The organism is Mesorhizobium sp. B2-4-7 (genome assembly GCF_006442685.1).
Classification (GTDB): Bacteria; Pseudomonadota; Alphaproteobacteria; order Rhizobiales; family Rhizobiaceae; genus Mesorhizobium.
Genome location: NZ_VFVH01000008.1, coordinates 124,867 through 150,541, shown reverse-complemented (window position 1 = coordinate 150,541; position 25,675 = coordinate 124,867). Strand labels below are relative to the sequence as shown.

28 protein-coding genes and 1 tRNA gene are annotated in these 25,675 nt (G+C 61.8%); 13 read left to right on the top strand and 16 right to left on the bottom strand.

Annotated features, from left to right (window positions below; translation table 11 throughout):
* Positions 1-4 precede the first annotated feature (4 nt).
* The 4 genes from FJ946_RS21240 to FJ946_RS21225 all read right to left on the bottom strand — a co-directional run bounded on the left by FJ946_RS21240 (position 5) and on the right by FJ946_RS21225 (position 5,632).
* Positions 5-811 (bottom strand): SDR family oxidoreductase, encoded by an 807-nt coding sequence (locus tag FJ946_RS21240; protein WP_140495799.1) that lies wholly within the window; start codon positions 809-811, stop codon positions 5-7.
* A 13-nt stretch (positions 812-824) separates the two neighbouring features.
* A complete protein-coding gene (locus FJ946_RS21235) occupies positions 825-2,891 on the bottom strand; it encodes an ABC transporter permease (protein ID WP_140564085.1) in 2,067 nt (688 codons plus the stop codon).
* Entirely contained in the window at positions 2,888-4,429 is a 1,542-nt protein-coding gene (locus FJ946_RS21230) for a sugar ABC transporter ATP-binding protein (protein ID WP_140564219.1), read from the bottom strand. The genes FJ946_RS21235 and FJ946_RS21230 overlap by 4 nt, the downstream gene beginning before the upstream one ends.
* Positions 4,430-4,504: 75 nt before the next feature.
* Entirely contained in the window at positions 4,505-5,632 is a 1,128-nt protein-coding gene (locus FJ946_RS21225; protein ID WP_140495797.1) for a sugar ABC transporter substrate-binding protein, read from the bottom strand.
* A 216-nt stretch (positions 5,633-5,848) separates the two neighbouring features.
* On the opposite strand from FJ946_RS21225, the gene FJ946_RS21220 reads away from it, so the two are divergent.
* The 7 genes from FJ946_RS21220 to FJ946_RS21190 all read left to right on the top strand — a co-directional run bounded on the left by FJ946_RS21220 (position 5,849) and on the right by FJ946_RS21190 (position 11,995).
* A complete protein-coding gene (locus FJ946_RS21220; RefSeq protein WP_140495796.1) occupies positions 5,849-6,529 on the top strand; it encodes a GntR family transcriptional regulator in 681 nt (226 codons plus the stop codon).
* Between the two features lie 284 nt (positions 6,530-6,813).
* Entirely contained in the window at positions 6,814-7,698 is an 885-nt protein-coding gene (gene coxB / locus FJ946_RS21215; protein ID WP_140564086.1) for a cytochrome c oxidase subunit II, read from the top strand.
* Positions 7,699-7,719: 21 nt separating this feature from the next.
* The gene (gene ctaD, locus FJ946_RS21210; RefSeq protein ID WP_140564087.1) at positions 7,720-9,489 is read left to right on the top strand and encodes a cytochrome c oxidase subunit I; all 1,770 of its coding nucleotides are present in this window, start codon (positions 7,720-7,722) and stop codon (positions 9,487-9,489) included.
* Entirely contained in the window at positions 9,486-10,190 is a 705-nt protein-coding gene (locus FJ946_RS21205) for a cytochrome c oxidase subunit 3 (protein ID WP_140495793.1), read from the top strand. The genes ctaD and FJ946_RS21205 overlap by 4 nt, the downstream gene beginning before the upstream one ends.
* A 13-nt stretch (positions 10,191-10,203) precedes the next feature.
* Positions 10,204-10,923 carry a heme-copper oxidase subunit III family protein gene (locus FJ946_RS21200; protein WP_140495792.1) on the top strand — a complete coding sequence of 240 codons (720 nt, stop codon included), beginning with the start codon at positions 10,204-10,206 and terminating at the stop codon, positions 10,921-10,923.
* 9 nt (positions 10,924-10,932) lie between these two features.
* Positions 10,933-11,331 carry a cytochrome C oxidase subunit IV family protein gene (locus FJ946_RS21195; protein ID WP_140495791.1) on the top strand — a complete coding sequence of 133 codons (399 nt, stop codon included), beginning with the start codon at positions 10,933-10,935 and terminating at the stop codon, positions 11,329-11,331.
* A gap of 190 nt (positions 11,332-11,521) precedes the next feature.
* Entirely contained in the window at positions 11,522-11,995 is a 474-nt protein-coding gene (locus tag FJ946_RS21190) for an aminoacyl-tRNA deacylase (RefSeq protein ID WP_140495790.1), read from the top strand.
* 59 nt (positions 11,996-12,054) lie between these two features.
* On the opposite strand, the gene FJ946_RS21185 is transcribed toward FJ946_RS21190, so the two are convergent.
* From FJ946_RS21185 to tig, 5 genes are all read right to left on the bottom strand, one after another.
* Positions 12,055-12,876 carry a DUF2189 domain-containing protein gene (locus FJ946_RS21185; protein ID WP_140495789.1) on the bottom strand — a complete coding sequence of 274 codons (822 nt, stop codon included), beginning with the start codon at positions 12,874-12,876 and terminating at the stop codon, positions 12,055-12,057.
* A gap of 235 nt (positions 12,877-13,111) precedes the next feature.
* Positions 13,112-14,107, bottom strand: a complete 996-nt coding sequence (locus tag FJ946_RS21180) for a heme o synthase (protein WP_140564088.1) — start codon at positions 14,105-14,107, stop codon at positions 13,112-13,114.
* Between the two features lie 152 nt (positions 14,108-14,259).
* Entirely contained in the window at positions 14,260-14,640 is a 381-nt protein-coding gene (locus FJ946_RS21175) for a cytochrome c family protein (RefSeq protein WP_140495787.1), read from the bottom strand.
* Positions 14,641-14,832: 192 nt separating this feature from the next.
* Complete coding sequence (locus FJ946_RS21170; RefSeq protein WP_140495786.1) at positions 14,833-15,351, bottom strand: hypothetical protein; 519 nt, start codon at positions 15,349-15,351, stop codon at positions 14,833-14,835.
* 163 nt (positions 15,352-15,514) lie between these two features.
* Complete coding sequence (gene tig, locus FJ946_RS21165) at positions 15,515-16,990, bottom strand: trigger factor (protein ID WP_140495785.1); 1,476 nt, start codon at positions 16,988-16,990, stop codon at positions 15,515-15,517.
* Between the two features lie 475 nt (positions 16,991-17,465).
* Here tig and FJ946_RS21160 point away from each other — a divergent pair.
* A tRNA-Leu gene (locus tag FJ946_RS21160) sits at positions 17,466-17,550 on the top strand.
* Between the two features lie 63 nt (positions 17,551-17,613).
* Here the strand turns inward: FJ946_RS21160 and FJ946_RS21155 are convergent.
* The 3 genes from FJ946_RS21155 to FJ946_RS21145 all read right to left on the bottom strand — a co-directional run bounded on the left by FJ946_RS21155 (position 17,614) and on the right by FJ946_RS21145 (position 19,727).
* Positions 17,614-17,832 (bottom strand): hypothetical protein, encoded by a 219-nt coding sequence (locus tag FJ946_RS21155; RefSeq protein ID WP_140495784.1) that lies wholly within the window; start codon positions 17,830-17,832, stop codon positions 17,614-17,616.
* A 195-nt stretch (positions 17,833-18,027) separates the two neighbouring features.
* Positions 18,028-18,612, bottom strand: a complete 585-nt coding sequence (locus tag FJ946_RS21150; protein ID WP_140564089.1) for a GDYXXLXY domain-containing protein — start codon at positions 18,610-18,612, stop codon at positions 18,028-18,030.
* Positions 18,609-19,727 (bottom strand): DUF2157 domain-containing protein, encoded by a 1,119-nt coding sequence (locus tag FJ946_RS21145; protein WP_140564090.1) that lies wholly within the window; start codon positions 19,725-19,727, stop codon positions 18,609-18,611. Before FJ946_RS21145 ends, FJ946_RS21150 begins: the two co-directional genes overlap by 4 nt.
* 235 nt (positions 19,728-19,962) lie before the next feature.
* Here FJ946_RS21145 and FJ946_RS21140 point away from each other — a divergent pair, with 235 nt between their 5' ends.
* From FJ946_RS21140 to FJ946_RS21120, 5 genes are all read left to right on the top strand, one after another.
* Positions 19,963-20,103, top strand: a complete 141-nt coding sequence (locus tag FJ946_RS21140) for a DUF1127 domain-containing protein (protein ID WP_013531315.1) — start codon at positions 19,963-19,965, stop codon at positions 20,101-20,103.
* Between the two features lie 48 nt (positions 20,104-20,151).
* Complete coding sequence (locus tag FJ946_RS21135; RefSeq protein WP_013531314.1) at positions 20,152-20,292, top strand: DUF1127 domain-containing protein; 141 nt, start codon at positions 20,152-20,154, stop codon at positions 20,290-20,292.
* A gap of 571 nt (positions 20,293-20,863) precedes the next feature.
* Complete coding sequence (gene trmFO, locus FJ946_RS21130; RefSeq protein ID WP_140564091.1) at positions 20,864-22,273, top strand: methylenetetrahydrofolate--tRNA-(uracil(54)-C(5))-methyltransferase (FADH(2)-oxidizing) TrmFO; 1,410 nt, start codon at positions 20,864-20,866, stop codon at positions 22,271-22,273.
* Positions 22,274-22,337: 64 nt separating this feature from the next.
* Entirely contained in the window at positions 22,338-22,628 is a 291-nt protein-coding gene (locus FJ946_RS21125; protein ID WP_140564092.1) for a type II toxin-antitoxin system ParD family antitoxin, read from the top strand.
* Positions 22,612-22,959, top strand: a complete 348-nt coding sequence (locus FJ946_RS21120) for a type II toxin-antitoxin system RelE/ParE family toxin (protein WP_318013603.1) — start codon at positions 22,612-22,614, stop codon at positions 22,957-22,959. The genes FJ946_RS21125 and FJ946_RS21120 overlap by 17 nt, the downstream gene beginning before the upstream one ends.
* On the opposite strand, the gene FJ946_RS21115 is transcribed toward FJ946_RS21120, so the two are convergent.
* The 4 genes from FJ946_RS21115 to FJ946_RS21100 all read right to left on the bottom strand — a co-directional run bounded on the left by FJ946_RS21115 (position 22,960) and on the right by FJ946_RS21100 (position 25,657).
* The gene (locus FJ946_RS21115; RefSeq protein ID WP_181167636.1) at positions 22,960-23,910 is read right to left on the bottom strand and encodes a sterol desaturase family protein; all 951 of its coding nucleotides are present in this window, start codon (positions 23,908-23,910) and stop codon (positions 22,960-22,962) included.
* A complete protein-coding gene (locus tag FJ946_RS21110) occupies positions 23,910-24,344 on the bottom strand; it encodes a type II secretion system protein (protein ID WP_140521028.1) in 435 nt (144 codons plus the stop codon). The genes FJ946_RS21115 and FJ946_RS21110 overlap by 1 nt, the downstream gene beginning before the upstream one ends.
* Positions 24,345-24,426: 82 nt before the next feature.
* The gene (locus FJ946_RS21105; RefSeq protein ID WP_140564094.1) at positions 24,427-25,242 is read right to left on the bottom strand and encodes a phytoene/squalene synthase family protein; all 816 of its coding nucleotides are present in this window, start codon (positions 25,240-25,242) and stop codon (positions 24,427-24,429) included.
* Between the two features lie 25 nt (positions 25,243-25,267).
* The gene (locus tag FJ946_RS21100) at positions 25,268-25,657 is read right to left on the bottom strand and encodes an Mth938-like domain-containing protein (RefSeq protein ID WP_140495776.1); all 390 of its coding nucleotides are present in this window, start codon (positions 25,655-25,657) and stop codon (positions 25,268-25,270) included.
* Positions 25,658-25,675 lie beyond the last annotated feature (18 nt).

The following is a 25,675-nucleotide window of genomic DNA, read 5'->3' as shown; positions in this document are numbered from 1 at the left end:
CTCCTCAAAGCGTTTCGACGTTGCCGTCGACGCCGAGCGACTGGCCTGAAATGTTGATGCCCGCGTCGGACAGCAGGAATGCGACCATCGAAGCCACGTCGTACGGGCTGGTCATGCGGCGCAACGAGATGTTCTGCAAATAGCGTTCGGTCATCTCCTGATGGCTGATGCCGACCTGTTTGGCGCGTGCCGAGATAACGCTCTCGATGCGCGGCCCCTCTATGATGCCCGGCAGGATGGCGTTGACCCTGATCCCGTGCGGCCCAAGCTCCTTGGCAAGGCTCTGCGTGAAGCCGATGACGCCGAATTTGGCCGCCGAATAGGGCGTGCGGAACGCATAGCCGTGGCGGCCGGCCGCCGACGACATCGAGACGATCGAACCGCCGCCGGCCCCCTTGATGAGCGGCACGGCGCGCCGTGCGCACAGGAACTGGCCGGTCAGGCCGATGTCGAGACAGCGCCTCCAGTCGGCCGGATCGATTTCGTCGACGCCGCCGGTCGGCCCGGCGATGCCGGCATTGTTGATCAGTGCGTCGAGGCCGCCGAGTTTCTCCTCCACCGCCTCGAACAGCCGGTCGACATCGTCGTCGCGCGACACGTCGGCCTTGACCGCTGCGACGAGCGCCATCTTCTTGGGGGCGGCCGCCAGGGCTTCGTCGGACACATCGCAGACGACGATGCGCGCACCGAGCCGCGACAGCGTTTCGGCAATGGCGAAGCCAATGCCGCCGGCGCCCGCCGTGACCAGGACACGTTGCCCTTTGAGCCCCGCCAGGAATTCGTCGGGCGATTTGGGTGCGCTCGTGCTCATGATTCCATTCCCTTCATTGTATGCGTCTTTCGCGCAGCGCCATGACGGCGCCGAGCACCACCAGCCCGAACAGGATCGCCCGTGTGGCGTAGGGCAGCGTCGTGCCGGCCAGAAGCATCTGCAGCGCCGTCAAAAGCAGCACGCCGCCGAGCATGCCGAGATAGTGGCCGCGCCCGCCGGTGATCAGCGCGCCCCCGACCACGACAACGGCGATGGACGGCAGGAGATAGTCGTCGCCCATGCCGAGGCTGGCCTGGCCGGAAAAGCCGGTCAGCATGACGCCGACGATGGCCGCGCACAATGCCGACAGCATATAGACGAAGATCAGCGTCCGTCCGACGGCGATGCCCGAAAGCTGGGCCGCGCGCGGGCTGTTGCCAATGCCGTAGACCTTCCGGCCGAAGGCGGTGCGGCCGAGCAGCAGCACCGCAAGGGCCACGAAGACGACCATGAACGGCACGACCGGCGTCACCACCCATAGCTTGCCGGTCATGAACCAGCGCAGCATGGGCGAGGAGAAGCCGGCCGGCGTGCCTTGCGAATAGAGAAGCGCGAAACCTTGCAAGATGCCGTTGGTGGCGAGCGTCATGACGATCGGCGAGATGCCGAGGAAAACGATGCCGATGCCGTTCGCCAGTCCGATAAGACAGGCGATGGCGAGCACCACCGGCAGCGCATAGGCGAGTGCCGCGTCCGATCCGTTGACCATGCCGGCAAGGAGGATGCCCGACAGGCCGATCGTCCACGGCACCGACAAGTCGAGCCCGCCTGTGAGGATGACGCTGCCCTGCCCGAGCGCAAGCACGGCAAGGAAACTCGACAGCACGAACAGCGAGTTCCAGTAGCTGGGATTGAAGATGGCCCGGCCGAGCCAGATCTGGGTGACGATCATGACGACGGCCAGGCAGACATAGGCCGGCAGCGCGTAGCGCAGCGCCTCGGCATTGCGCACGCGAAAGCCGGGCGCCTGTCCTGAAATGGGCGTTTTGTGAGCGATGCGCAATCTGCGGTCGGTGGGATCGAGTTGCGACGGCAGCATGCCGGCACGCCAGGCGGCGAGCCGCGCGCGCAAGGCGCGGATTTGGTAGGCGAGGACGGAGCCATGCGACAGCGAGCCCGCGAGCACGGCAAGGATCAGGATGGTGCCCTCGGCAATGGTCGAATAATAGGCCGAGACGTTGAGCACGAGCAGGACGTTGACGACCATCATCAGGATATAGGCGCCGAAGACGGTGCCGAACGGACCACCCTGCCCGCCGCCGAGCCGCGTGCCGCCGACCACGACGGCGGCGAACATCGACAACAGCAGCGGATTGCCGACCAGCGGATCGCCGCTGCCGGTCTGGGCGCTGATGAACACGCCGGCAAGCCCGTAGCAGCCGCCGGCGATGACATAGACGAGGAAGCGCACGAGAGCGACGCGCACGCCGACCGCGGCCGCAGCGTCTGGATCGCTGCCGACCGCGTAAAGCGCCGTGCCGAACCGCGTGCCTTTCAGCCAGAACCATGCCAGCAGGACCATGCCGATGACGACCAGCGGCATGGGCAACCAGCCCGGGATCGCATCGCCGAGATAGAAGGCGCCGAGATCGGGCGAGACGAAGCCGCCGGGCTTGTCCATGACCAGCAGTGTGATGCCTTGCAAGATGAACATGGTCGACAGCGTGACGACGATGGGCTGCATGCGCAGCACCGCGATGAAGAAGCCGTTGAACGCCCCGACGAGCATGCCGACGCCAATGCCGGCCATCGTCCACAGCCAGACGCTCGCTCCGGTCGCCATCGGATCCATCGACGTGGCCAGCACCACATTGACCAGCGAAACCACGGCGCCCGCCGACAGGTCGAAACCGCCGGACAGGATGACGATGGTCTGGCCCATCGCCGCCAGCGCCGAGGTGGCGCCGCCGCTCGACAGGAACGAAATGTCGAAATAGGTAAGCCGCCCGGCGCTGATCAGGTCGACGACGACGAGCAGCACTGCAAAGACGATCGCCGCGATGATGGCGCCGCGATGCCGCGCCAGGAGGCGCACCAGGGATCCGGCCTGTCCGGTTGCCGTCGAACCGACCGCGCTCACTGTGCCGCCTCCAGGATATTGCCGTCGTGTCCCAGCGCCGGCCGCATGATCGCGCTCTCGGTGATCTCGTCGCCGGCGAGCTCGGCCACCAGCCGTCCGTCATAGAGAACGAGCACGCGGTCGCATTGATGGACGAGTTCGGGAATTTCGGTCGAATGCAGCAGGATCGAGCCGCCGGCCGCCACGTAGTCGCGCATCATCACGTAAAGCTCATGCTTGGTGCCCACATCGATGCCGCGGGTCGGATCGAAGAGCAGCAGGATGCGGCTTTCGGCGACCAGCCATTTGGCGATGGCGATCTTCTGCTGGTTGCCGCCGGAAAAGGCGCCGGCCCTTGTCCACAGCGCACGCTTGTCCACCTCGACCGTCGAGAAGGCCGCCTGCACGGCGCGTGCTTCCTCCTCCTCGCGGATCAAGCCGAGCCGGGTGAAGCGGCCGACCACCGGCAGGGATGCATTCTGCCGGCCCGACAATTTCAGGAACAGACCTTCGGTCTTGCGATCCTCCGGCACCAGCCCGATCGCCATGTTGGGCCTCAGCGCATCGGCCGGCGAGCCGAGCCACACTTTGCGGCCGTCGACCATGACGTGGCCGCGTTCGATCTCGGCCATGCCGAAGCAGGCGAGGAACAGGTCCAGCTGGCCCATGCCCTGAAGTCCGGCGATGCCGAGGATTTCGCCCCTGCGCAAATCGAAACTGGCGCCATCGAGTTTTCTGCCCGCCTTGAGGTCGCGCACGCCGAGCACCGGCGGACCGAAGACTGCCGCGCCCTCAGGCTTTGGCGGAAAGGTCTGCGCGAGAGCGCGGCCGATGATCTTCTCGATCACATCCTCGTCCGACATGTCGGCCACCGGTGCGGTGATGATGTGGCGGCCATTCCGAAGGATGGTCAAGGTATCGCAGAAGGCCCGCACTTCGCGCATGCGATGGGTGATGAACACGACCGTCGTTCCGGCGGCTTTGAGCCGCGCGATGGTCGTTCCCAGCCATTCGACGTCGCCGCCCGAAAGCGTCGAGGTCGGCTCGTCCAGCAGCAGGATGCGCGGTTTCCGGTAGACGGCGCGGGCGATCTCGATCTTCTGGCGGACCGCGAGATCGAGCGTCGCCACCTCCGCGTCGAGATCGACCGAAAAACCGAGATCGGCAATGTGCCGGCCGACTGCCTTGCGCGCGGCCGACCGCCTGATCAATCCGGTCGGGCCGGATGGCGCATAGGGCAGCAGCATATTGTCGAGAACGCTGAGGTCGCGGACCAGCGTCATCTCCTGGAACGCCGTCTGCACCCCGCGTTCATGCGCGGCGCGCGGCGAACCGAGCGCGGCCGGCGCGCCAAGGATGCTGATCTGGCCCTGATCGGGCCGCACCAGTCCCGATAGGAGCTTGACCAGCGTCGACTTGCCGGCGCCGTTCTCACCCAGCAACGCGTGCACGCTGCCAGGCGAGATCGCGAAGGAGACGTCGTCAAGCGCGACCGTCGCGCCAAACGCCTTGCGTATGCCGTTGACGGCAATAGCCGGCACATGCGTTGTTGAAGTCATCATTCCCGGTTCCGGCATGCCATGCTTGCGGGCGCGTGGAGCCCACAGTGCCCCACGCGCACGGATTGCTGAAGCCTACTCCTCGGGCTGGCCGACGAGCGCCGCGTTGAGGCCGATCTCGGGCGTCTGGTCGGAGAAGATCGACGCGAACCAGCCGGGGTTGGAAACCAGCGACGGTTTGAAGGTGTTGCATCCGGCCTTCATCTCGGCCCAGGTGCCCTCGTTGCAAAGCTTGCTCGTCTCGTTGGTGACGATCGGCAGCGGCAGGATTGTCGCTTTCGGCACATCCTTGCCCTCGATCGCCTCGATGGCGAGCTTCAAGGCGAGCGCGCCGGAATAAGGCGGCGAGGCATACGAAATGCGCGGCGCGCCGAGCGGTGCATAGGGAGAAGCAGCACCCTCGACCTCCGTCCCTTCCGGCAGCATCTGGATGCGGCCGCCATTGGAGCCTTCACCGGCGCAAGGCAGAAGCTGGCTGGCCTTCCTGCCCGCCTCGAGCTGCATCGAATTGGCGGTGAAGCAGCCTACCTGCATCCACAGCCCGTTAATGTCGTCCCAGCTGCGCGTGGCGAGAATCTTGGAGAGTTCGGTGCGTGCCACCGCCTGGCTCCACATGCCGACCGCTTCGCCGACGATCTTGATGTCCGGATATTTGGCGAACACCGCCTTGGCGGCCTTGGTGCGCAGCTCGTCGACCGAAGTGCCGGGAACGCCGGTCACGGCGATGATGTTGCCCTTGCCGTTGAGCTTCTTGGCCAGCCATTCGGCTGTCACCCTGCCAGCCTCCTCCTGGTCGATATGGACATTGTAAGCGCATGGCTCGGTGATCTCGGCGTCGTAGGCGAAGACCTTGACCCCCTTCTCGCAAGCGTTCTTGACGACCTGGTTCAGCGCCGTCGGCGAGATCGGATAAATCACGATCGCCTCCGCTCCCGCCTGCACCATGGCGTTGATCTGCTGGATTTGGCGCTGCGCATTCGGCCCGGCCACCTGGACCTGCAGGTCGACCTTGTCGACCAGGCTCTTGTGCGAGGCCATCGCCTTGACCATGTTCGCCGCCTCGGCCTGCCAGTCATTGCCGATGAAGCTCATGCTGAGAAAAATCTTGTGTTTTTCAGCGGCCTCGGCCGCGGAGATGCCAAAAGCACAGGCAGCCATGCCGGCCAGCAGCGCAAGCCGCCGGGCTTTCAATCCGATACCCATTATGAAACTCCTCCCGATCCGAACGATCGGATGCCTCCCAAGGGCACGAGACGTGACCCTGCCATCCGATATCGCAACCGTATCACCATTTGATCAAAGATCAATGATGAAATATGCTCATAACAAGGCGACGGCGGGGGTGCTTGACGCCGCAGCCGGAAGCCTGCATTCCGGATACGGGTTATGGCGCAGCTTGCGCGGGAAGGTTGAGGGGAGATGGCTGGAGCGGCGTTCAGAAAGCCGGGTGTCGAGATCGCGCCCCTGTCCAAGGAGACCTTGCAGGACAGGGTCTATCGCCATGTCACCGAATTGATCCTCGACGGCAGCATCGTGCCGGGCGAGATGGTAACGGTGCAAAGCCTTGCCGATGCTTTCGGCGTCAGTCCGATGCCGGTCAGGGAGGCCCTGCGGCGGCTGACCGCCGCCAACGCGCTGATGGTGGTTTCAGGCCGCTCGATCGGCATTCCCGCACTCAGCCGCACACGCCTCGTCGATCTGAGAAACGTCCGCTTCGAGATCGAAGCGATCGCCGCCGCATGGGCGGCCGAGCGTATGGACGACCAAGCTATCGCCCGGCTGCGCCAGCATCTGGACGCGCTCGAACAGGCCAATGCGGCGGGAGACGTCAAGTCCTATCTGCGCGCCAACTACGCCTTTCATTTCTCCATCTACCGGGCGGCCGGCTCCGAGAACATTCTCAACATCATCGAGAACTTGTGGCTGCAGATCAGTCCTTATTTCAACATGCTGCACGATTCCGGAAACTATTCGACCGCCAATGCGCACCATCAGGAGATGTTCGCTGCGTTGCGTGACCGGGACGCGGAAGCGGTCAAGGCCGCGGTCCGCGCCGACATCGACGCCGCCTTCGACGTTCTGGTCGGCCTGCTGAAATAGCACAAACGAAACTTCGTCGGCGCGAAGATCGAATTCGGCCTGCCGACGTGGCTTGGCACACCCCACCGTCGACTTCGCCCAAACGATCCGGCGCAGGCGCATCAGCCGGACGAACGCGTCCCCGTGTGTGATGGACGGCTCCTCTCGAAGGGTTGGCGCAGGCAAGGCGGGATTTTTCCCGTCAAGACAGTCGGCTCTAGAATTGCGACCCCAAATCAAGCTATGATGCACTTGGCATTTCCGGAGACGGCTTCGCGCCCCTGGAATGCCGGGAGGAACGGGACATGGCCTTCGCGCTTGTACTCGTTTTGATAGTTGTGGGCTCGGTGCTGTTCCACCTCCTGAGCCCATGGTGGTGGACGCCGATTGCCTCGAACTGGGACTATATCGACAACACCATCACCATAACTTTCTGGATCACCGGCGTCGTCTTTGCCGCCGTGGTTTTGTTCATGGCCTATTGCGTCTTCCGCTTCCGTCATCGGGAAGGCAATCAGGCGGCGTATGAACCGGAGAACAGGCGGCTCGAATCCTGGCTGACGGTTGTCACCGCGGTCGGCGTAACGGCTTTGCTGGTTCCCGGCCTGTTCGTCTGGAACCGGTTCGTCAACGTTCCGAGCGACGCAACCGTGGTCGAAGTTGTCGGCCAGCAATGGCAATGGAGTTTCCGCCTGCCCGGCAAGGACGGCAAGCTCGGCACATCCGACACCCGCGGCGTCACCGCTGACAATCCGTTGGGCGTGATCACCAGCGATTCCAATGGCCAGGACGATGTCGTGGTCGAAGCGGCCGATCTGCATCTGCCGGTTGGCAAGCCGGTCAAGATGTTGCTTCGCTCGATCGACGTGCTGCATGATTTCTATGTGCCGGAATTCCGCGCCAAAATGGACATGATCCCGGGCTCGGTCACCTACTTCTGGTTCACCCCAACGAAAACCGGAACCTTCCAGGTCCTGTGCGCTGAACTCTGCGGCCAAGGACATCCGATGATGCACGGTGTGGTGATGGTCGATACGCAGGAGGATTACCTGGCGTGGCTTGGCCAGCAACAGACGTTTGCGCAATTGTCGGCGCCCCAGCAGACGGGCTCGGCAAGCCAGGCGTCGGGTCCAACGACGGTGTCAAGTTCGAGGATTGCAGCAAAGCTCGAAACCGTCGGGTCCCGCTAAAAAGGACACGGAGGTGTTCCTATGGTCGATATTACCCCTGCAGATGCCATCCCGCCGGCCGAAGTCGCGGAAGTCGAACTGTATCATCCGCACAGTTGGTGGACGAAATACGTCTTCTCGCAGGACGCCAAGGTCATTGCCATCCAGTATTCCGCGACGGCAACGGGAATTGGCCTGGTCGCCCTGGTGCTGTCCTGGCTGATGCGGCTGCAACTCGGCTTTCCCGGCACCTTCGACTTCATCACGCCTGAAGCCTACTACCAGTTCATCACCATGCACGGCATGATCATGGTGATCTATCTGCTCACGGCGCTCTTCCTCGGCGGTTTCGGCAACTACCTGATCCCATTGATGGTGGGGGCTCGCGACATGGTCTTTCCCTATGTCAACATGCTGAGCTACTGGATCTACCTGCTTGCCGTGCTGGTTTTGGTGTCGAGCTTCTTTGCGCCTGGCGGACCGACGGGGGCCGGCTGGACGCTGTACCCGCCGCAGGCAATCATGACCGGCACACCGGGGGGCCAGGACTGGGGCATCATCCTGATGCTCGTCTCACTGATCCTGTTCATCATCGGCTTCACCATGGGCGGGCTGAACTATGTCGTGACGGTGTTGCAGGGCCGCACGCGCGGCATGACGCTGATGCGTCTGCCGCTGACTGTCTGGGGCATCTTTACCGCGACCGTCATGGCTCTGCTCGCCTTCCCGGCGCTATTCGTCGCCTGTGTGATGATGCTGCTTGATCGGACGCTCGGCACCAGCTTCTTCATGCCGGCGATCGTCGAAATGGGCGAGCAATTACAGCATAATGGCGGCAGCCCGATCCTGTTTCAGCATCTGTTCTGGTTCTTCGGCCATCCCGAGGTCTACATCGTGGCCCTTCCGGCCTTCGGCATCGTGTCGGACCTGATCAGCACCCATGCGCGCAAGAACATCTTTGGCTATCGCATGATGGTCTGGGCCATCGTCGGCATCGGTGCGCTGAGCTTCGTCGTCTGGGCGCACCACATGTATGTCAGCGGCATGCATCCCTATTTCGGTTTCTTCTTCGCCACCACGACGTTGATCATCGCGGTTCCGACCGCCATCAAGGTCTACAATTGGGTGCTGACGTTGTGGCGCGGCGACATCCACCTCACCATACCGATGCTATTTGCCCTGGCGTTCATCGTCACCTTCGTCAATGGCGGGTTGACCGGGCTGTTCCTTGGCAATGTCGTGGTCGACGTCCCGCTGTCGGACACGATGTTCGTCGTTGCCCATTTCCATATGGTCATGGGGGTCGCGCCGATCATCGTGATCTTCGGTGCGATCTACCACTGGTATCCGAAGATCACCGGCCGGATGCTGAACGAGGCGCTGGGCCGGTTCCATTTCTGGGTCACTTTCCTCGGCGCCTACCTGATTTTCTTTCCCATGCACTACCTCGGACTGATGGGCGTGCCCAGGCGTTACAATGAACTGACCGATATGACGGTGATGACAGAATCGGCCCACCATCTGAACTCGTTCATCAGCATCATGGCGTTCATCGTCGGCTTTGCCCAGATTGTGTTCCTGTTCAATCTGATCTGGAGCATCCGTCATGGCCGCGAGGCCGGCGGCAACCCGTGGCGGGCCACGACCCTCGAATGGCAGACGCCGCAAACACCACCGGCCCATGGCAATTTCGGCAAAGACCTACCGATCGTCTATCGCTGGGCCTATGACTACAGCGTACCGGGCGCTAAGGAGGACTTTATCCCGCAAAACGTACCGGGCTCCTTCGGTCCCTCCAAGGAGCCGGCATGAGCGTCATTCTGGTCTTCATGCTCGTGATCGCCGGTTTTGCCGGATGGTGGCTTTCCCACCAGCGGCTGATGACCAAGCCATGGCTCGAGCAAGGTATGGCCGGGGATTTTGTTGGTATGGAAGGATCGGCGCTACCGACCGCCAAGATCGGCCTCGGCGTCTTCCTGGCGGTCGTCGGCTGTCTGTTCGCGCTGATCACCAGCGCCTACTTCATGCGCATGGCGCTGTCGGACTGGCAGGCGCTGCCGCTGCCGCGGCTGCTCTGGTTCAACACCGGCATGCTGGTCCTCAGCAGCATTGCGCTGCAATGCGCCTCGCTCGCGGCGCGTAAGGGTCAAATGGACATGGTTAAGCTCGGCCTTGCCACCGCCGGGTTCACGGCGCTCTCCTTCCTGATTGGACAGTTTATGGCCTGGCGCGAGCTGTCTGCCGATGGCTACTTTCTGGCTTCCAATCCGGCCAACAGTTTCTTCTACCTGCTTACCGGAATGCATGGCCTGCACATACTGGGCGGACTGGTGGGCCTGGGCAGAACAACCGTCGGCGCTTGGAACGGGGCAAGGCCGGCGCGGCTTCGCCTCAGCGTCGAGCTGTGCGCCATGTATTGGCATTTCCTGCTTTTCGTCTGGCTTGCCATCTTCGCGCTTCTGGCCGGCTGGGCCGCGACTTTCATCGATATTTGCCGGGGGTTACTGACGTAGGAGGAACGGGCGGATGGCTGAGACACTCACGCATATCGCTCAGACAGAGCCGCGGCCCGCAGGCTGGCAAGGCATCGCCGCCGACTGGTCCTCGGATCAGCGGGCGTTCAAGAACGTGTCATGGGGCAAGGCCATGATGTGGATCTTCCTGCTCAGCGACACCTTCATCTTCGGCTGCTTTCTGCTCTCCTATATGACCGCGCGCATTTCGACACGCGTGCCGTGGCCCAATCCCAGCGAGGTCTTTGCGCTTCGTATCGGCGGCTCGGATATTCCGCTGATCCTTATTGCCATCATGACTTTCGTGCTGATCTCAAGCAGCGGAACCATGGCCATGGCGGTCAATTTCGGCTATCGCCGCGACCGCCGCAAAACGGCAATCCTGATGCTTCTGACCGCAGCACTCGGTGCGACCTTTGTCGGTATGCAAGCCTTCGAATGGACCAAGCTGATCACCGAAGGCGTGCGGCCCTGGGGCAATCCCTGGGGCGCTGCCCAGTTCGGGTCAACCTTTTTCATGATCACCGGCTTCCACGGCACGCATGTGACAATCGGGGTGATCTTCCTGATCATCGTGGCGCGAAAGGTGTGGCGTGGAGATTTTGACTTTGGGCGGCCCGGCTTCTTTACCAGCCGCAGGGGCCGCTACGAGAACGTCGAGATCATGGGACTCTACTGGCATTTCGTCGACCTGGTCTGGGTCTTCATTTTCGCGTTCTTCTATCTTTGGTGAGAGGCAGATATGGCTGAAGCAACCGCAAACGGCCTCGGGCAACACACGCTGCACGCTACTCATGACGCGGCGACGACCGGCGCCCCCCCGGCAGAAGTTCATCAGGAGCACCCGATCAAGCTTTATCTGGTGGTCTGGGCATGGCTGTTCATTCTCAGCACCTGCTCCTATCTGATCGATTATTTCGGTCTGCACGGCTATCTCAGATGGTCGCTGATCCTGATCTTCATGATCCTCAAGGCAGGGCTCATCGTCGCCATTTTCATGCACATGGCCTGGGAACGGCTGGCGCTGACATACGCAATCATCCTGCCGCCCGTGCTGGTGTTGGTATTCGTGGCGATGATGGTCTTTGAAGCGGATTACACGCTTCTCACCCGGATGGCGTTTTTCGGGGCTGGGCCCTGACGCCAAATCGGAGTTCAGACCTTGTCGATGGCCGATCAGGGATTCCGACGATGCTGCGGGCGGTCCGGTGCCGCCACCCTCGCCTTGAAACAATCGACGGTTGGGCCATCTTTATTCATACCGAAACGACGGAAGCGAAATGATTGCCGCGTTTTGACCTGCGTCGCGAACTCAGCAAGGGACGCCCAAAATGACAATCGCAAACAAACTGAAGGACTATATCGACCGGAAAGGGATTTCCTACGATACTGTCGCGCATCATCGCACGGCCACAAGCAGGCAGGCCGCCATAGCCGCGCACGTGCCCGGCAGCATAATGGCCAAATCGGTGCTCGTTCACCACGATCTGGGTTATGCGCTGGCCGTGGTCCCCAGCACACATAGGATCGAGCTCGGCGCGTTGCAGAAGGTCATGGACAAGAATCTTGGACTCGCCACCGAAGATGAAGCGGTTTCGCTCTTTGGCGATTGCGATACCGGCGCCATTCCGCCGATCGGCGCGGCCTACGATGTGCCGGTAGTCCTTGACGAAAGCCTTGGCGGTGCCGCCGATATCTATTTCGAGGGCGGCGATCACAGGACGCTGGTGCGTGTCAGCGGCAAGGATTTCCGTAACCTGACTATGGGCGCCCACCAGGCCCGCTTCAGCCATCCGGCTTACTGAAGCCGGAAAGGGCTCTGATCAACCTGCACGCACCGGTCCTTGCCGGCGCGGCAGGGAGTTCATCGAGGCGCCGGTCCGGCCGTCGGCGGCGGTTCCACGACCTTGCGGTAGACATGCCAGGTAGCGTGACCGAGGATCGGCAGCACGATCGCCAACCCCGCGAATACTGGCAGCGTGCCGATGATCAGGGCGACGGCGACAATCAGGCCCCATACCGCCATCACGATCGGGTTCGCCAGCACCACGCGCACCGAGGTGTGGATGGCTTCATAGGCGCCGACATCTCGCTCGAGCAACAACGGGAAGGCGACGACCGTCGTGCACAGCACGATCGCAGCGAAGACGAAGCCGATGGCGTGCCCCAGGATGATGAGCGTCCAGCCGCGTCCTGTGGCGAATATGTCATTGATGAAGCTGGAGAAGGATTGCGGTGGGGCGGGGCCGAACAGGTGTTGGTAAAACGCCTGCGCAGTCAAAAGCCAGGCGATGAAGATTGCAAGCAGCATGATCGCAACCGCGGCGATGGCTGGCAGCGCCGGAGAATTCCTGACCTCGAAGGCGGCCCTCCATGAGGCGTCTAGCCCGGCTTCCCGTCGCCGGCTGATCTCATAGAGGCCGATTGCGGCGAATGGACCAATTAGCGCAAATCCGGACACGAGCGGAAACAACAATGGGAGCGTGTTATTGCCTGATGTCCAGACTGCAAGCACGACCCCCGCAAGCGGGTAGATCAGGCAGAGAAAAATGATGTGCGACGGTTTGACCATGAAATCGTCGACGCCGCGCCTGAGCGCATCGAAAAGGTCGGTGACACCGATCTTGCGAATTCTGGTGTGCTCCAGCGTCTCGCTGGCGCCTGCTATGACGTGAAAGCTTGCCATGACCATTCCTCCAGACAGGTCTGGTAAGGCCGCGGTTTCACGGTGCTGCCGTTCTGCATGACTGGCCACGCAAACCGCGACCTGCACCAGGATCAATATACTCTCATGCGAGCGACTTGTCGCGCTTTGTAAGAAGGTTGGGTAAGAAGGCCCGGTCGCCTGGCTAGCTCTGGACGCCTTTCTTCGATATTCTCCTCAAGTCGAAGGTGAAGGGTCATGGACGGAAGGACAGTTCTCATACTCGGCCTTGGCGTCGTTGTTCTGCTGCTGCTGGGTTTTTGCGCACTGCCGACGTAATGTTTTGCGCCGGCGTCAACGGACGGCCGATGCGATCGTACGCAAGTAACGTTGCAAAGATCGCGAACAGGTAGAAAATCGAATAAGAAAACAACGCCTTTGCTTGCTTCATCTCCTTGTCGGGGATGGTGAGCACCTTGCAGGCGCGCCAGACGAATCCCGCACCCAAGACGGTCGAGACAGTCCCGTAATATCCGCTCGCGAATCCAAAGGCCCAGGGAAGCACGCCGATTGGCGCCAGAACCAGCGAATAGGCCAAGATTTGCTTTCTGGTCGAGGGTTGGCCAGCCACGTTCGGCATCATGGGGACGCCCGCCGCGGCGTACTCTCCGACCTTGAACAGGGCTAGCGCCCAGAAATGCGGTGGTGTCCAGAGGAAAATGATCAGGAACAGAATGATGCTTTCAATGCCGATGGCGCCGGTGGCAGCAGCCCACCCGATCACCGGAGGAAGAGCGCCTGCCGCGCCACCTATGACGATGTTCTGCGGTGTCGAGCGTTTCAGCCAGATCGTATAGATGACGACGTAGAAGAAGATGGTGAATGCCAGCAGCGATGCGGCAAGCCACCCCACCAGCACGCAGAGCACCGTCACCGAAAGTGCGGAAAGCACCAGACCGAAGCCGAGGGCTTCGCCTGGCGCGACGCGGCCCGACGGGATTGGCCGCTTGGACGTGCGAGACATCAACGCATCTATGTCCGCGTCGTACCACATGTTGAGCGCCCCGGCCGCGCCTGCTCCCATCGCAATCGCACTGATGGCGATCACCGCGATGACCGGATTCGTCGGGCCAGGCGCCGTCATTAGGCCCACGAAAGCAGTGAATACGGCAAGCGCCATGACCCGCGGTTTTAAAAGCGCGAAGAAATCACCCGCCGTCGCTTCCGGAAGGCGGATGACGATATCCTTGAGGCGGCTTTCCCTAGTCGACATCTCAGACCGATGGAAGCAAGAAACCTAGGCCATGATCCCGAACCGAAGGCACGCGTGAGCGAAATTGAAACCCGGTTTTTGCTTACGCGGCCCCTTCGGGTTCGGACGAGATCACGGCGAACGAGAGGATAGACGCATGGCGGAGGAGAAAGTCACTTGGAGAACGTTTTCAAATAGGCGATGACGTTGGTCACGTCTGCATCGTTCTTGAGGCCGGGAAACGCCATCTTGGTGCCTTTGACCATAGCCTTGGGATCGTGAAGATAGGTCATCAGTGTTGGTTCGTCCCATTTGACGCCGGATTTGCCGGCCGCAATCATGGCGTCGGAATATTTGAAACCGGGATGCGTACCGGCAGTGCGGCCGATGACGCCGTGCAGCGATGGACCGATCTTGTTCTTGTCCTCGTCCGCAATGTGGCAGGCCTTGCATTTGGTGAAGACCTTCTCGCCAGCCGCAGTATCCTGAGCCTGCGATGGATTGGCGACGAAGGTTGCAACAAACACGACGGCGAAAAATGCGGCTAAGCGCATGACTTTTTCCTCCCTGATCGTCAAATGCGCCTGAGACGATCTGGTATAAGCCAGCATCGCCAGCGAAGCGCCTTGTACGGCAGAACAGATTGTCCACTTCTCCCATATGAAATTGCGGCCTCTATATACCACGGAATCTGGCCGGCAGGTAGAAGAGGTCGACCTACAAAGGTTTAGGTTGTCCGCAGCGGATCAAGGCATAGCAGTGTTGCAGCTGCCGGCGAGCTGGCTGACCGCTTCATCAAATCCGGTCAGATCGAAATCGGCGTGGCCCCGCCCCGACAGCAGCCCGAAGCGCCACGAAAGCTGGAGCCGGTTCGCGGCGGTAAGGCGCTTTATGCCGTCGGCGCCATCGCGCACCAGCATGCGGCCGCGCGGGCCGACCAACCAGCTCTCGTCGAACTTGTTGTCGCCGTCGACGGTGACCGACATGGTGATCTTGCGATTGGCCGAGACGGTGTCGTTCAATTGCAACCATTCGGTCCAGCGCGGTTGGCTGTCCGGGCGGCAGGCGATGGTCAGGATCGGGCTATAGCTCAGGGCGCCACCGCCGGTGATCAGCTTGTTGGTGGCATGGACCGAAGCCGTGACAAGGCCGTCATCGTCCGTGCCGATGCGCCAGGTGCCGGCATCGGCCTGGGCGAAATCGCAGGCAAAGGCCAGGACGATCGCCAAGGCGACGACGCGTCGCGTTTCGAAGAATAGGCTCAACCGCCCCTCCAACAACCCTGTGGTTTGCAGCAGGAGCGCAGATAGTGATCAATGCTTGGTATCGACAATGGTCACCGTCCGCGAAACGGATTGGCTGTTGCAGTTTCGCAACGAAAAAGGCCGCCTCGAGGGGCGGCCTTCGTCAGTTCCATCAACTCGGGATTTACTCGGCGTCCTTGGCGGCCTTTTTCTTCGGCGCTGCCTTCTTCTTCGGCTCTTCCGCGTCATCGCTCTTCTTGTCTTCAGTCTTCTTCGACGCGGCCTTCTTCGCCGGCTTCGCCTTGGTCGCGGTCTCGGCTTCCTCGTCGTCGGCCATCAGCTCTTCCTTGCTGACCTTGACGTCGGTGACCGAGATCTGCCCGAGCAGGTGATCGACCACCTTCTCCTCGAACATCGGCGCGCGCAGCGCATTCAGCGCCTCGGGATTGTTGCGGTAGAACTCGAAGGCTTCCTGCTGCTGGTTGGCCGGGAAGCGACGAACCTGCTCGAACAGACCGCGCTGCAATTCCTCGTCCGACACGGTGACCCCGGCCTTCTCGCCGATCTCAGCCAGCACAAGACCAAGGCGCACGCGGCGCTCGGCGAGCCGCATATATTCGGCGCGCGCTTCTTCCTCGGTCGTCTCTTCATCGGCGAAGGTGCGGCCGGCCGCTTCCAGATCGCGGTTGACCTGCGCCCAGATGTTATTGAACTCGGCCTCGACAAGCCTCGAAGGCGCCTCGAACGAGTAAGCCGCGTCAAGCTGGTCGAGCAGCTGGCGCTTGACCTTCTGGCGCGTCATCGAGCCGAACTGGCTCTCGATCTGGCCACGCACCACATCGCGCAGGCGCTCCAGCGATTCCAGGCCGAGGTTCTTGGCGGTCTCATCGTTGATTTCGAGTTCGCCCGGCTTGGACACTTCTTTGACCGTGACGTCGAAAGTCGCTTCCTTGCCGGCCAGATGCGCCGCCTGGTAGTTTTCCGGGAAGGTCACGGTGACCTGCTTTTCATCGCCGGCCTTGGCGCCGATGAGCTGATCCTCGAAGCCCGGAATGAATTCCTTGGAGCCAAGCACCAGCGGCTGATCCGTGCCGGCGCCGCCGGCAAAGGCCTCGCCGTCGATCTTGCCGACATAGTCGATCGTGACGCGGTCGCCTTCGGCCGCCTTGCCGGTCTTCGGCTCGTAGCTGCGCGCCGATTCGGCGACGCGCTTGACCTGCTCGTCAATCTCCGCGTCAGGGACGTCGAACACCTGGCGCGTCACCTTGATGTCGGAAAAATCCTTGATCTCGATGGGCGGGATGATCTCGTAGTTAAGGCGGAATTCGAAGTCGGCGCCGCCGGCCAGGATCTTCTCGGCTTCCTTCTCGTCCTCGGTCATGATGACTTCGGGCTGCATGGCGGCTTTTTCGCCGCGGCCCGAAATGATCGACCGGGTCGAATCGTTGAGGATCTCGTTGACCACTTCGGCCATGAACGACTTGCCATAGACCTTGCGCAGGTGCTGCACCGGCACCTTGCCGGGACGGAAGCCGTTGATGCGAACCTTGTTCCTGGCGTCCGTCAGCCGCGCCATCAGCTTGGCTTCCATGTCACCAGCCGGCACGGTGATCTTGATCTCGCGCTTGAGACCGGAATTGAGTGTTTCGGTGACCTGCATCGTAAAACCTTTGTTTTCACCAATGAGGCTGCCAAACGGCTCTCTGCCGTTCACAGCCTGCCGGTATAATCTTGCCGGGAATGGCTTTTGGTACGGAACCTGGCGATTTGACCTGAAATACGGCTCAAACTCTTCCAAACTGCGTTCCAAAATGTGAATAAGTCTTTGTTTTTCCTACTTCTTATCACATTTTGCAGAAGCGGATCGTCGCGTCCCGTCACATTCGACACGCCTTTTGTCACAGGCGAGGCCAATTTTCAACCATCTTCGCGTTTAGGCGAATAACCATCATTTCGGCCCTGACATTGACAGAATGATGGCTAATGGGATCGCCAGACCGTGCGGGCGTGACGGAATTGCCAGACCCTCAGGTCGCGGCTGGCGGCTGCCGCGATATTCAAAGGACGATGCGGTATTCCACCTCACTCCCAAGACCTCGACAAGGCCGCCGAGGCTCTGCTACAGCCCGCCCGAGGCGCGTGTGGTGGAACTGGTAGACACAGCAGGTTTAGGTCCTGCCGCCGCAAGGCTTGGGGGTTCGAGTCCCTTCACGCGCACCACTGCCGGCATGGCATCGGATAGTCCACTAGCGCACAGGCGTTGGCAGGAAATCAGGACACTGCCTAGGCGAGCTTCTTGATACGTCCCTTGTCGAGGCGGAAGATGCCATCGTTACCGCCTTGGCGCTGGAAATCATCCTGCAATTCGTCCCATGTGCCAAGATACTGACCGCAGTCGTCGCACCGGATGCCCGTCGAAGGTTCGGCATCGGCAGGAATCCGCAGCCTTATCGTGCCGCAAAAAGGACACTCCAACTGGTGATCCAAGTACCCGGTCGCCATGGGCTTTCCATCTTTCTGAATGCCACCGCCAGCGTTGAGAATATACCTACCACGCAACACAATCCAGTGGCGAGACGCTAGCGCCGTAAAGGACGCCCCTGAGGTCGATTAGACGTAAGCTTCCAAGGCTTGAGCCTTCGAGGCCGCACCGCCCTCCCCGTTCAAGCTATGGATGGCAGCCCACCCCTGCACACCTTAATATAGAGGCTCCTGAAACAGCGTCTTGTCGCCGTCCACCAGCGCCTTGATCTGGGCGGTGCCGTCGCTGGCCAGTGCAAGACGGATCCCGAACGGGCGTACCCGCATGTCGTTCTGAATTGCCATCCCCGAGCCTTCCGGCAGGTAGAACCGTTCGATGCCGTAATCCGGCGCGATCGTCAGTCCCTCGCCGCGAAGATCCCAGCCTCCGGCGACATGACCGCGAATGTCGGCCTCGTCGGCGCCGGTCGGTGTCGGCGCCGCGCCGAACCACGCGGCGCTCGGCGTCCAGTAGCCGTCGGCGTTCTTCTTCAGACGGACGACGATCGAGGTGTCGTCGCTGGAAAGTTTTCCGGCCGGGATGTTGGCGATCATCTTCACCGGTATGCGCGAGATGTCGTAGCCGAGGATGATATAGTCGCCGCGCAGCAGGTCGCGCGGATCGACAGGCTCGATCTTCAGCAGCACTTCCTTGCCGCTGCGCAGGATCGCCGCCCGGCCGGCGATGATCCAACCCAGGAAGCCGATCTGGACGAGCGCCAGCACCAGCGCCAAGATAACGAGCCTCTTTCCGGTCATCATGCCGTGGCTCCTCCGGTGGCCGGATCCTTCATGCGTTTCTCCACGCGGATGATGACGATCGCCAGGATGCCAAGCAGCACCGCCGCGGCAAGGAAGAAGCCGGCGGTGTCGAGCATCGACTGCAGGGTCACGACATAGATCATGGCGAGTTCGAAGGCGAAGCCGAGATAGGCAAGCCAGCGCAGGCCACGGCTCTCGCGCCCCGCGAGCACAATGGCGGCGACAATGCCGGCCAGCGCGACGACCGAAGCAATGGCGAAGCCTCTGTCGTAGCTGCTTTCGCCGGCCAGTTCGAACTGGATGATGGCCAGTCCGGTGAGGAAGCCAAGCAGAGCATGCAGCGGCAAGCGGCCGCCAAGCTGCACGATCCGGTCTACCGGTTCCGGCGCGAAGAGGGAAGCCACGAACAACAATACCGATACGATGACCAGCGGGATCGCCACAGGCAGCGTCTCGTGATCCACGGCGACCAGCACAAGATAGAAGAGCAGCGACAGGATGATCAGGTGCCGCGCCGCCTGGCTGCGGGTCCAGAACGAGACGGCAAACAGCACAGCCGCCATGACGAGGAAGAGATGCGGAAATTCGCTGCGATTGAAATAGTCGAACCCTTTCAGGAACAGCCAGGCGTCGGCGATGCCGACCGCGGCGACGGTCAGCGGGTTGGACCGCAGCGCCACCGCCGCCAATGCGGTGCCGGCGCCCCAGGCGATCAAGGCCGAGGCCTCGTCGCCCGACAGATGGTACATCTGGCCGATCAGCGCGATCGAACCGCCGAAAGCCGCCGCCGCCACGATCCACAACGCCTCGCCGATCGCCGCGTGGTCGCGGGTTTTCAGCACCGCACCGCCGACATAGCCGCCAAGGATGACGGCAAAGAGCGCGGCAACGCGCGCCAGCCGCGGGATGGCTTCCCAGTTGGCGGCAACGAAGATCAGGATGGCCGCGCCGAACAGCAGCGCCGCCATCATCGCCAGGATCGAACCGAAGCTCAACGACTGGCGCGCGTTGATCTCGACGTCGCGCCGCAATGCATCGGCCGTCGGGGCGTCGATCAGCCCGGCCTCAAGCCATCGCGCAATGTCCGACCTGACCCGTGTCGCGTAGCCCGCCATGCTTCCCCCTGCTGCTTGGTCGGTTTTTCAGCTGGAGCTGCCAAACCGTTGACGTCACGGCACTTTCTGATTCTGGCTTCTTTGTGTCAGGTCCGCGAAGGCCTGTTAATGTTGCATTGCACAATTTGCATTGCTGCCATGCAGCCATAGCGCTTTTAAATCGATATGGGCCCGCCTATTTATGGTTTGTACACAAACGGAATGATCCGCAAGAAAAGACGAAACGAGAAATACCATGAACCTGATCCGCAACTACCGCAACTGGCGCCGCTACCGGGACACCGTTTCCGAGCTGAGCCGCCTGAGCAACCGTGAACTGACCGACCTCGGCATCAGCCGCAGCGACATTCCTTACGTCGCTCGCAAGGCGGTCTAATCCTTCGGACCGCGAATGGTCCGAACTAGTTTTGAGAAGAGCATGACAATGAACCTGATCCGCAACTATCGTAACTGGCGCGTTTATCGCGAGACGGTTACCGAGCTGGGTCGCCTTTCCAACCGCCAGCTGCATGATCTCGGCATCGTCCGCGACGAAATCAAGATCATCGCCCGCCAGGCGATCTAACAACGGAATTTCGCCAGGGTCGACCTCCTCCCCGATCCTGACGAATACGGTCACCCCTTACCTCCTCCCAAGGGTTGACCACCAAAACGGCGCCCGCCGCACCTCCTCCCGCGGCGGGCGTTGTTTCCCGGGAGCAAAACGAATTTTGCTCCAGAGGCTTCGCCCCTCTTCGAAATGGCGAAAAGAATTTCGTCAAAGCCGACCTCCTCCCCGACGATGACGGATAGGCCCGACCTTCACCTCCTCCCGAAGGTTGGCCACCCAAACGGCGCCCGCCGCCCCTCCTCCCGCGGCGGGCGTTGTTTCCCCGGAGCAAAACGAATTTTGCTCCAGAGGCTTCGCCCCTTTTCAAACGGCGAAAGGAATTTCGTCAAAGCCGACCTCCTCCCCGGCGATGACGAATACGGTCGGCCTTCACCTCCTCCCGAGGGTCGACCCCCAAAACGACACCCGCCGGACCTCCTCCCCCGGCGGGTGTTGTTGTTTTCAGGGCAGCCTTCGCCTTCGCCGCCGCGGCATGTTCCAGGTGCGGCAATTGCAATCGTCCCGCCAAGCGATTATTCCGGCGCTCATGAGCAAAAAACCTATTCACATCATCGGCGGTGGCCTCGCCGGATCCGAAGCAGCATGGCAGGCAGCCCAAGCCGGCGTTCCCGTTGTGCTGCACGAAATGCGGCCCGTTCGCGGCACAGAGGCGCACAAGACCGACGGCTTGGCCGAACTCGTTTGCTCCAATTCTTTCCGCTCCGACGACGCCGAGAACAACGCCGTCGGTCTTTTGCATGCCGAAATGCGGCTGGCCGGCTCGCTGATCATGAGCGCCGGTGACGCCAATCAGGTGCCAGCCGGCGGCGCGCTGGCCGTGGACCGCGACGGATTTTCCGACGCGGTGACGGCCAGGATCGAGGCCCATCCGCTGATCTCCATCCAGCGCGAGGAGGTTCCCGGCTTGCCGCCGGTCGAATGGGACCAGGCCATCATCGCCACCGGCCCGCTGACCGCGCCCTCGCTTGCCCAATCGATCGCCGAGGCAACCGGCGCCGATGCGCTCGCCTTCTTCGACGCCATCGCGCCGATCATTCATTTCGACACGATCGACATGGACACCTGCTGGTTCCAGTCGCGCTACGACAAGGTCGGGCCCGGCGGCACCGGCAAGGACTACATCAACTGCCCCATGGACAAGGACCAGTATCTTGCCTTCGTGCAGGCACTGGTGGACGGCCAGAAAACAGAATTCAAGCAATGGGAAGGCACGCCCTATTTCGACGGCTGCCTGCCGATCGAGATCATGGCCGAGCGTGGCGTCGAGACGCTGCGCTACGGGCCGATGAAACCGATGGGCCTCACCAATGCGCACAATCCGACTGTCAAGGCCTACGCCGTCGTGCAACTGCGGCAGGACAATGCGCTGGGCACGCTCTACAACATGGTCGGCTTTCAGACCAAATTGAAGCATGCCGAGCAGGTGCGCATTTTCCGCACGATTCCTGGTCTGGAGAACGCCGAATTCGCCCGCCTCGGCGGCCTCCATCGCAACACCTACATCAACTCGCCGACCTTGCTCGACGCCTCGCTGCAGCTGAAGTCGCGCCCGGGCCTGCGTTTCGCCGGCCAGATCACCGGTTGCGAAGGCTATGTTGAAAGCGCCGCCATCGGCCTGCTCGCCGGCCGCTTCGCCGCTGCCGAGCGGCTCGGCCACGCGCCGTCGCTGCCGCCACTCACCACGGCGTTCGGAGCGCTGCTCAACCACATCACCGGCGGACACATCGTTTCAGACGACGAGCCGGGAAAGCGCTCTTTCCAGCCGATGAACGTCAATTTCGGCCTGTTCCCGCCTGTCGAGGCGGTGAAGATCGAAGGCAAACGCCTGCGCGGCAAGGACAAGACGGTCGCCAAGCGGCATGCGATTACGTCGCGTGCGCTGGGTGATTGCCGGCGATGGCTGGGACTGCCGGCGCAAGCTCAAGCGGCGGAATAGCCTTACTGACTGGCCTTGCCGCGGAAGTAGGATACTATCCCACTCGCCTAGTGGGAGTCATTGCATGGAAACAGCCGAGAAACTGTCCGTCACCGTCACGCCGGCCATGGCGCGCATGATCCGCGAAAAAGTCGAGGACGGTTCCTTCGGCTCGGCAAGCGAAGTCATTCGCGCCGCGCTCCGCGCTTTCCAGCGCGAAGAGGAAGAGCATGCCGAGCGCATGGCGTCGATCAGGGCGCGGGTAAAATCTTCGATTGAGGACACAAGGCCGAACCTTTCCGGAAAAGAGGTTCGCGAGCAGCTTAAGAAATTCGCTGAACAATATTCGAGCCGCATTGATGATTCGGCGGCTTGAGGTCGAGTATCGCGAAAGTGCCAAAGACGATCTTACCAACATTTTCAGATACATAGTTGAGTCGGGCGGAAGCCCCAACGCGGCGCTGAGATTCGTGCTTCGAATTGAAGACCATTGTCAAAACATCGGCAACGCACCTCGTGGCGGTCGCCTGCGCGACGACATCGTGCCGGGACTGCGAACCGTTCCGTTCGAGCACTCCGCCGTCATAGCCTATAATCGAGAGCGACATCATTCGCGTCGTCAACATCTTCTACAGTGGCCGCGACTACGAGACATTGATGCGAGATGGCGGATCGAGTGGCCTTTCCTAGAAAGGGCTACGAAATAACTACTCGGCCGGCTCGGCACGCGCCGGTCGCAGCCCGGGCTTCCCGGCCTCACCCGGATTTCGCCTGACATAGGCTGCTTTCAGGCTCTCGGAGGTTTCGCGCGAGCCGTCATGGCTCCAGCCGGGCGGCTTGATCAGGTAGTTCAGGCGGTCGCTCAGGGTCAGATCAGGTGCGAAGGCATCCCTGAACATGCCGATCCATTCGTGGAAAGCCACTTTCAGCGGATTGAAGGTGCCAAGATTTTTCACGATGCCGTAGCGCGGGCGGTCCTCTTCCAACTCTTCGACGAAGGTGGCGAACATGCGGTCCCAGATGATCAACGTGCCGGCGTAGTTGGCGTCAAGGTAGCGCGGATTGGTGGCGTGGTGGACGCGGTGGTGCGAGGGCGTGTTGAAGACGAATTCGAACCAGCCCCACATCTTGCCGATCGTCTCGGTGTGGATCCAGAACTGCCAGATAAGGTTGAAGCCGAAGGTGAAGGCAATCACCGCCGGATGGAAGCCGAGCAGCACCAGCGGCGCCTGCAGCACGAACATGAAGGTGAACAGGCCCGTCCAGCTCTGCCTGAGTGCCGTCGACAGATTGTAGTGCTGGCTGGAATGGTGGTTGACGTGCTCGGCCCACACCCAGCGCACCCGATGCGCGATGCGGTGGTAGATGTAGTAGCGCAAATCATCGAGCAGGAAGGCCGCCAGGAACACCCAGATCGACAGGCCGAGGTTGAAGAAACGGAACTGCCAGAGCCACAGCAGCGCCCAGTAGGAGACGACGCCGAGCAGCAGCCCGGCGACGACATTGCCGGTGCCCATCATCAGGCTGGTCAGCGTGTCGTGCGTCTCGAACGAGCCCTTGGCCCGGCCGGTGCGCACCAGCCACAGCTCGATCAGGATGGCGGCAACGAAGAACGGGATGGCGAGCTGGGTAACCTGCGGGAAATTGTAATCGCCCATCACGCGGCCTCCTTGGTCGAACTAGGATGCTGCGGCTGAAGAACTCTTAGTACAGCGTGCGCGTCGGCAGCGTTAGCGAAGGTGAAGTGACCGCCTTTCCAGGTGAAATCGGCAAGGCGCAGCGCAATCGTCCCGGCACCATCGTCACTCCGCGCCAATACATCGCGCGGCGTGATGATACGCGTCAGGAAACGATCTCCGATGGCATGGACGATGCCAAGGCGCCCTCGCCCGAGTTCCAGGAACGCGGTTCGGCCATCGGATGTGAGGTGGATGGCGGCCGCCGGTTCATCCGGAAAATCCTCGGCAAAACGCTCTCGCGCCTGCTCTGCATCGGCCAGCCTGGCCTTGCGGCTGCCGCCGGTGAAATGAACGGCGGCGACCGACAACGCGATGCCGAATACGACGATCACGACCAGCACGGGCAGGCTCATGGACAGGCATCTCCTCCAGCCGGCCTGTTGTCTTGGCAACAGTTCCCGGTTGAACGATCCCTTAGCACAATTGACGTTTACGTCAAACTGCTGGCCAGCCCGCCATCGCGCGACGCAGCATGAGCCAGTGGCGGCGCATGGTCGAGAGTCGCACCGTGCCGTCGAGCGGCGAACCGCGTTCCATTTTCGTCAGGTAGGCTCGCGACAGGACCAGCGGCAGAAAGGCCGGGCGCAGTGAAGCCGGCAAATCCGATGCGCCTTTCTCGAAGACCGAGAGATGCTCCCGCGCCAGCGCGATCATGGCGGCGACGGCGCGCTGCGCACCTGGTCCACCATCGTCGGTGACGAATTCCTCCGGAGACGAACCCGCCGCGGCCAGGATATCGGCCGGAACAAAACACTGTCCGCGACTGCGGTGCAGCGGCAGCAGGAGCAACAGTCCCGTAATCGCCTGCGCGCAACCGGCCCTACCGGCCAGTTCGGCGAAACGTGGCGCCACTCCTGGATCCAGCACCATTGCCGCCAGTTGAATAAGCGCGGCTGCCGTTTCGCCGCAATAGCCTTCGAGATCGGTTCGCGACGGCATCGGGTCGTCATAGAGGTCGAAGATGCGGGCCTCGAGCATATTCTCGAATGCCTGTTTCGGCAGGCCGTACCTGGAAATCGTGGCCTTCAGCGCATCCGCGATCGGATGGCCCGTCTCGGACCCTTCGGCTGCGATGACATCGCGCCACCATTGCAACCGCACCTCGCCCGGCAAGGCCTCGCGGATGCGATCCCGAATGCCCGCGATTTCGGCATTGAAGGCGTAGAGCGAAAACAGCGCTTCGCGCTTGTCCGTCGGCGCGTAGAGCGCGCTGAGATAGCGGTCATGGTCGGCGGCGCGCACGGCGCCCATGACGATTTCGCCCTTTTGGTCCACGTCAGTCGACGGCGATCAGCGCGGCGGCTACCGCGCGATCCTCTGCGAGCAGGACATTATATGTCCGCACCGCTGCACCGGTCGCCATCGGGTCGGCGGCTATGCCCGCGGTCTTCAAGGCGGCGCGAAGCCCCGCCGGCAAGGGTCGTAAATCCTTGCCCGTGCCGACCAGCAGGATTTCGATCTTCTCGGCCTGGGCCAGCAGCCGTTCGAAATCCGCCACCGTCAGCGCAGATGGGTCCGCCGGCTCCCAGCCATGGATACCCGACGGCAGGCACAGAAGCGAACCGCGATGCGACATGTCGGCGAAGCGGAAGCCGCCATTGCCATACGCCTCGATAGGGGCGCGGCCGGGGAAATGCGCCTCGCGGATGACGATGCCTTTGGCCATCCCTGCCGATCCGCCCTT

Coding starts and splice junctions, on each gene's coding strand:
- FJ946_RS21240 (WP_140495799.1), bottom strand. CDS start 811: ATGAGCACGAGCGCACCCAAATCGCCCGACGAATTCCTGGCGGGGCTC.
- FJ946_RS21230 (WP_140564219.1), bottom strand. CDS start 4,429: ATGACTTCAACAACGCATGTGCCGGCTATTGCCGTCAACGGCATACGC.
- FJ946_RS21225 (WP_140495797.1), bottom strand. CDS start 5,632: ATGGGTATCGGATTGAAAGCCCGGCGGCTTGCGCTGCTGGCCGGCATG.
- FJ946_RS21220 (WP_140495796.1), top strand. CDS start 5,849: ATGGCTGGAGCGGCGTTCAGAAAGCCGGGTGTCGAGATCGCGCCCCTG.
- coxB (WP_140564086.1), top strand. CDS start 6,814: ATGGCCTTCGCGCTTGTACTCGTTTTGATAGTTGTGGGCTCGGTGCTG.
- ctaD (WP_140564087.1), top strand. CDS start 7,720: ATGGTCGATATTACCCCTGCAGATGCCATCCCGCCGGCCGAAGTCGCG.
- FJ946_RS21205 (WP_140495793.1), top strand. CDS start 9,486: ATGAGCGTCATTCTGGTCTTCATGCTCGTGATCGCCGGTTTTGCCGGA.
- FJ946_RS21200 (WP_140495792.1), top strand. CDS start 10,204: ATGGCTGAGACACTCACGCATATCGCTCAGACAGAGCCGCGGCCCGCA.
- FJ946_RS21195 (WP_140495791.1), top strand. CDS start 10,933: ATGGCTGAAGCAACCGCAAACGGCCTCGGGCAACACACGCTGCACGCT.
- FJ946_RS21190 (WP_140495790.1), top strand. CDS start 11,522: ATGACAATCGCAAACAAACTGAAGGACTATATCGACCGGAAAGGGATT.
- FJ946_RS21185 (WP_140495789.1), bottom strand. CDS start 12,876: ATGGCAAGCTTTCACGTCATAGCAGGCGCCAGCGAGACGCTGGAGCAC.
- FJ946_RS21180 (WP_140564088.1), bottom strand. CDS start 14,107: ATGTCGACTAGGGAAAGCCGCCTCAAGGATATCGTCATCCGCCTTCCG.
- FJ946_RS21175 (WP_140495787.1), bottom strand. CDS start 14,640: ATGCGCTTAGCCGCATTTTTCGCCGTCGTGTTTGTTGCAACCTTCGTC.
- tig (WP_140495785.1), bottom strand. CDS start 16,990: ATGCAGGTCACCGAAACACTCAATTCCGGTCTCAAGCGCGAGATCAAG.
- FJ946_RS21155 (WP_140495784.1), bottom strand. CDS start 17,832: ATGGCGACCGGGTACTTGGATCACCAGTTGGAGTGTCCTTTTTGCGGC.
- FJ946_RS21150 (WP_140564089.1), bottom strand. CDS start 18,612: ATGATGACCGGAAAGAGGCTCGTTATCTTGGCGCTGGTGCTGGCGCTC.
- FJ946_RS21145 (WP_140564090.1), bottom strand. CDS start 19,727: ATGGCGGGCTACGCGACACGGGTCAGGTCGGACATTGCGCGATGGCTT.
- FJ946_RS21140 (WP_013531315.1), top strand. CDS start 19,963: ATGAACCTGATCCGCAACTACCGCAACTGGCGCCGCTACCGGGACACC.
- FJ946_RS21135 (WP_013531314.1), top strand. CDS start 20,152: ATGAACCTGATCCGCAACTATCGTAACTGGCGCGTTTATCGCGAGACG.
- trmFO (WP_140564091.1), top strand. CDS start 20,864: ATGAGCAAAAAACCTATTCACATCATCGGCGGTGGCCTCGCCGGATCC.
- FJ946_RS21125 (WP_140564092.1), top strand. CDS start 22,338: ATGGAAACAGCCGAGAAACTGTCCGTCACCGTCACGCCGGCCATGGCG.
- FJ946_RS21120 (WP_318013603.1), top strand. CDS start 22,612: ATGATTCGGCGGCTTGAGGTCGAGTATCGCGAAAGTGCCAAAGACGAT.
- FJ946_RS21115 (WP_181167636.1), bottom strand. CDS start 23,910: ATGGGCGATTACAATTTCCCGCAGGTTACCCAGCTCGCCATCCCGTTC.
- FJ946_RS21110 (WP_140521028.1), bottom strand. CDS start 24,344: ATGAGCCTGCCCGTGCTGGTCGTGATCGTCGTATTCGGCATCGCGTTG.
- FJ946_RS21105 (WP_140564094.1), bottom strand. CDS start 25,242: ATGGGCGCCGTGCGCGCCGCCGACCATGACCGCTATCTCAGCGCGCTC.
- FJ946_RS21100 (WP_140495776.1), bottom strand. CDS start 25,657: ATGGCCAAAGGCATCGTCATCCGCGAGGCGCATTTCCCCGGCCGCGCC.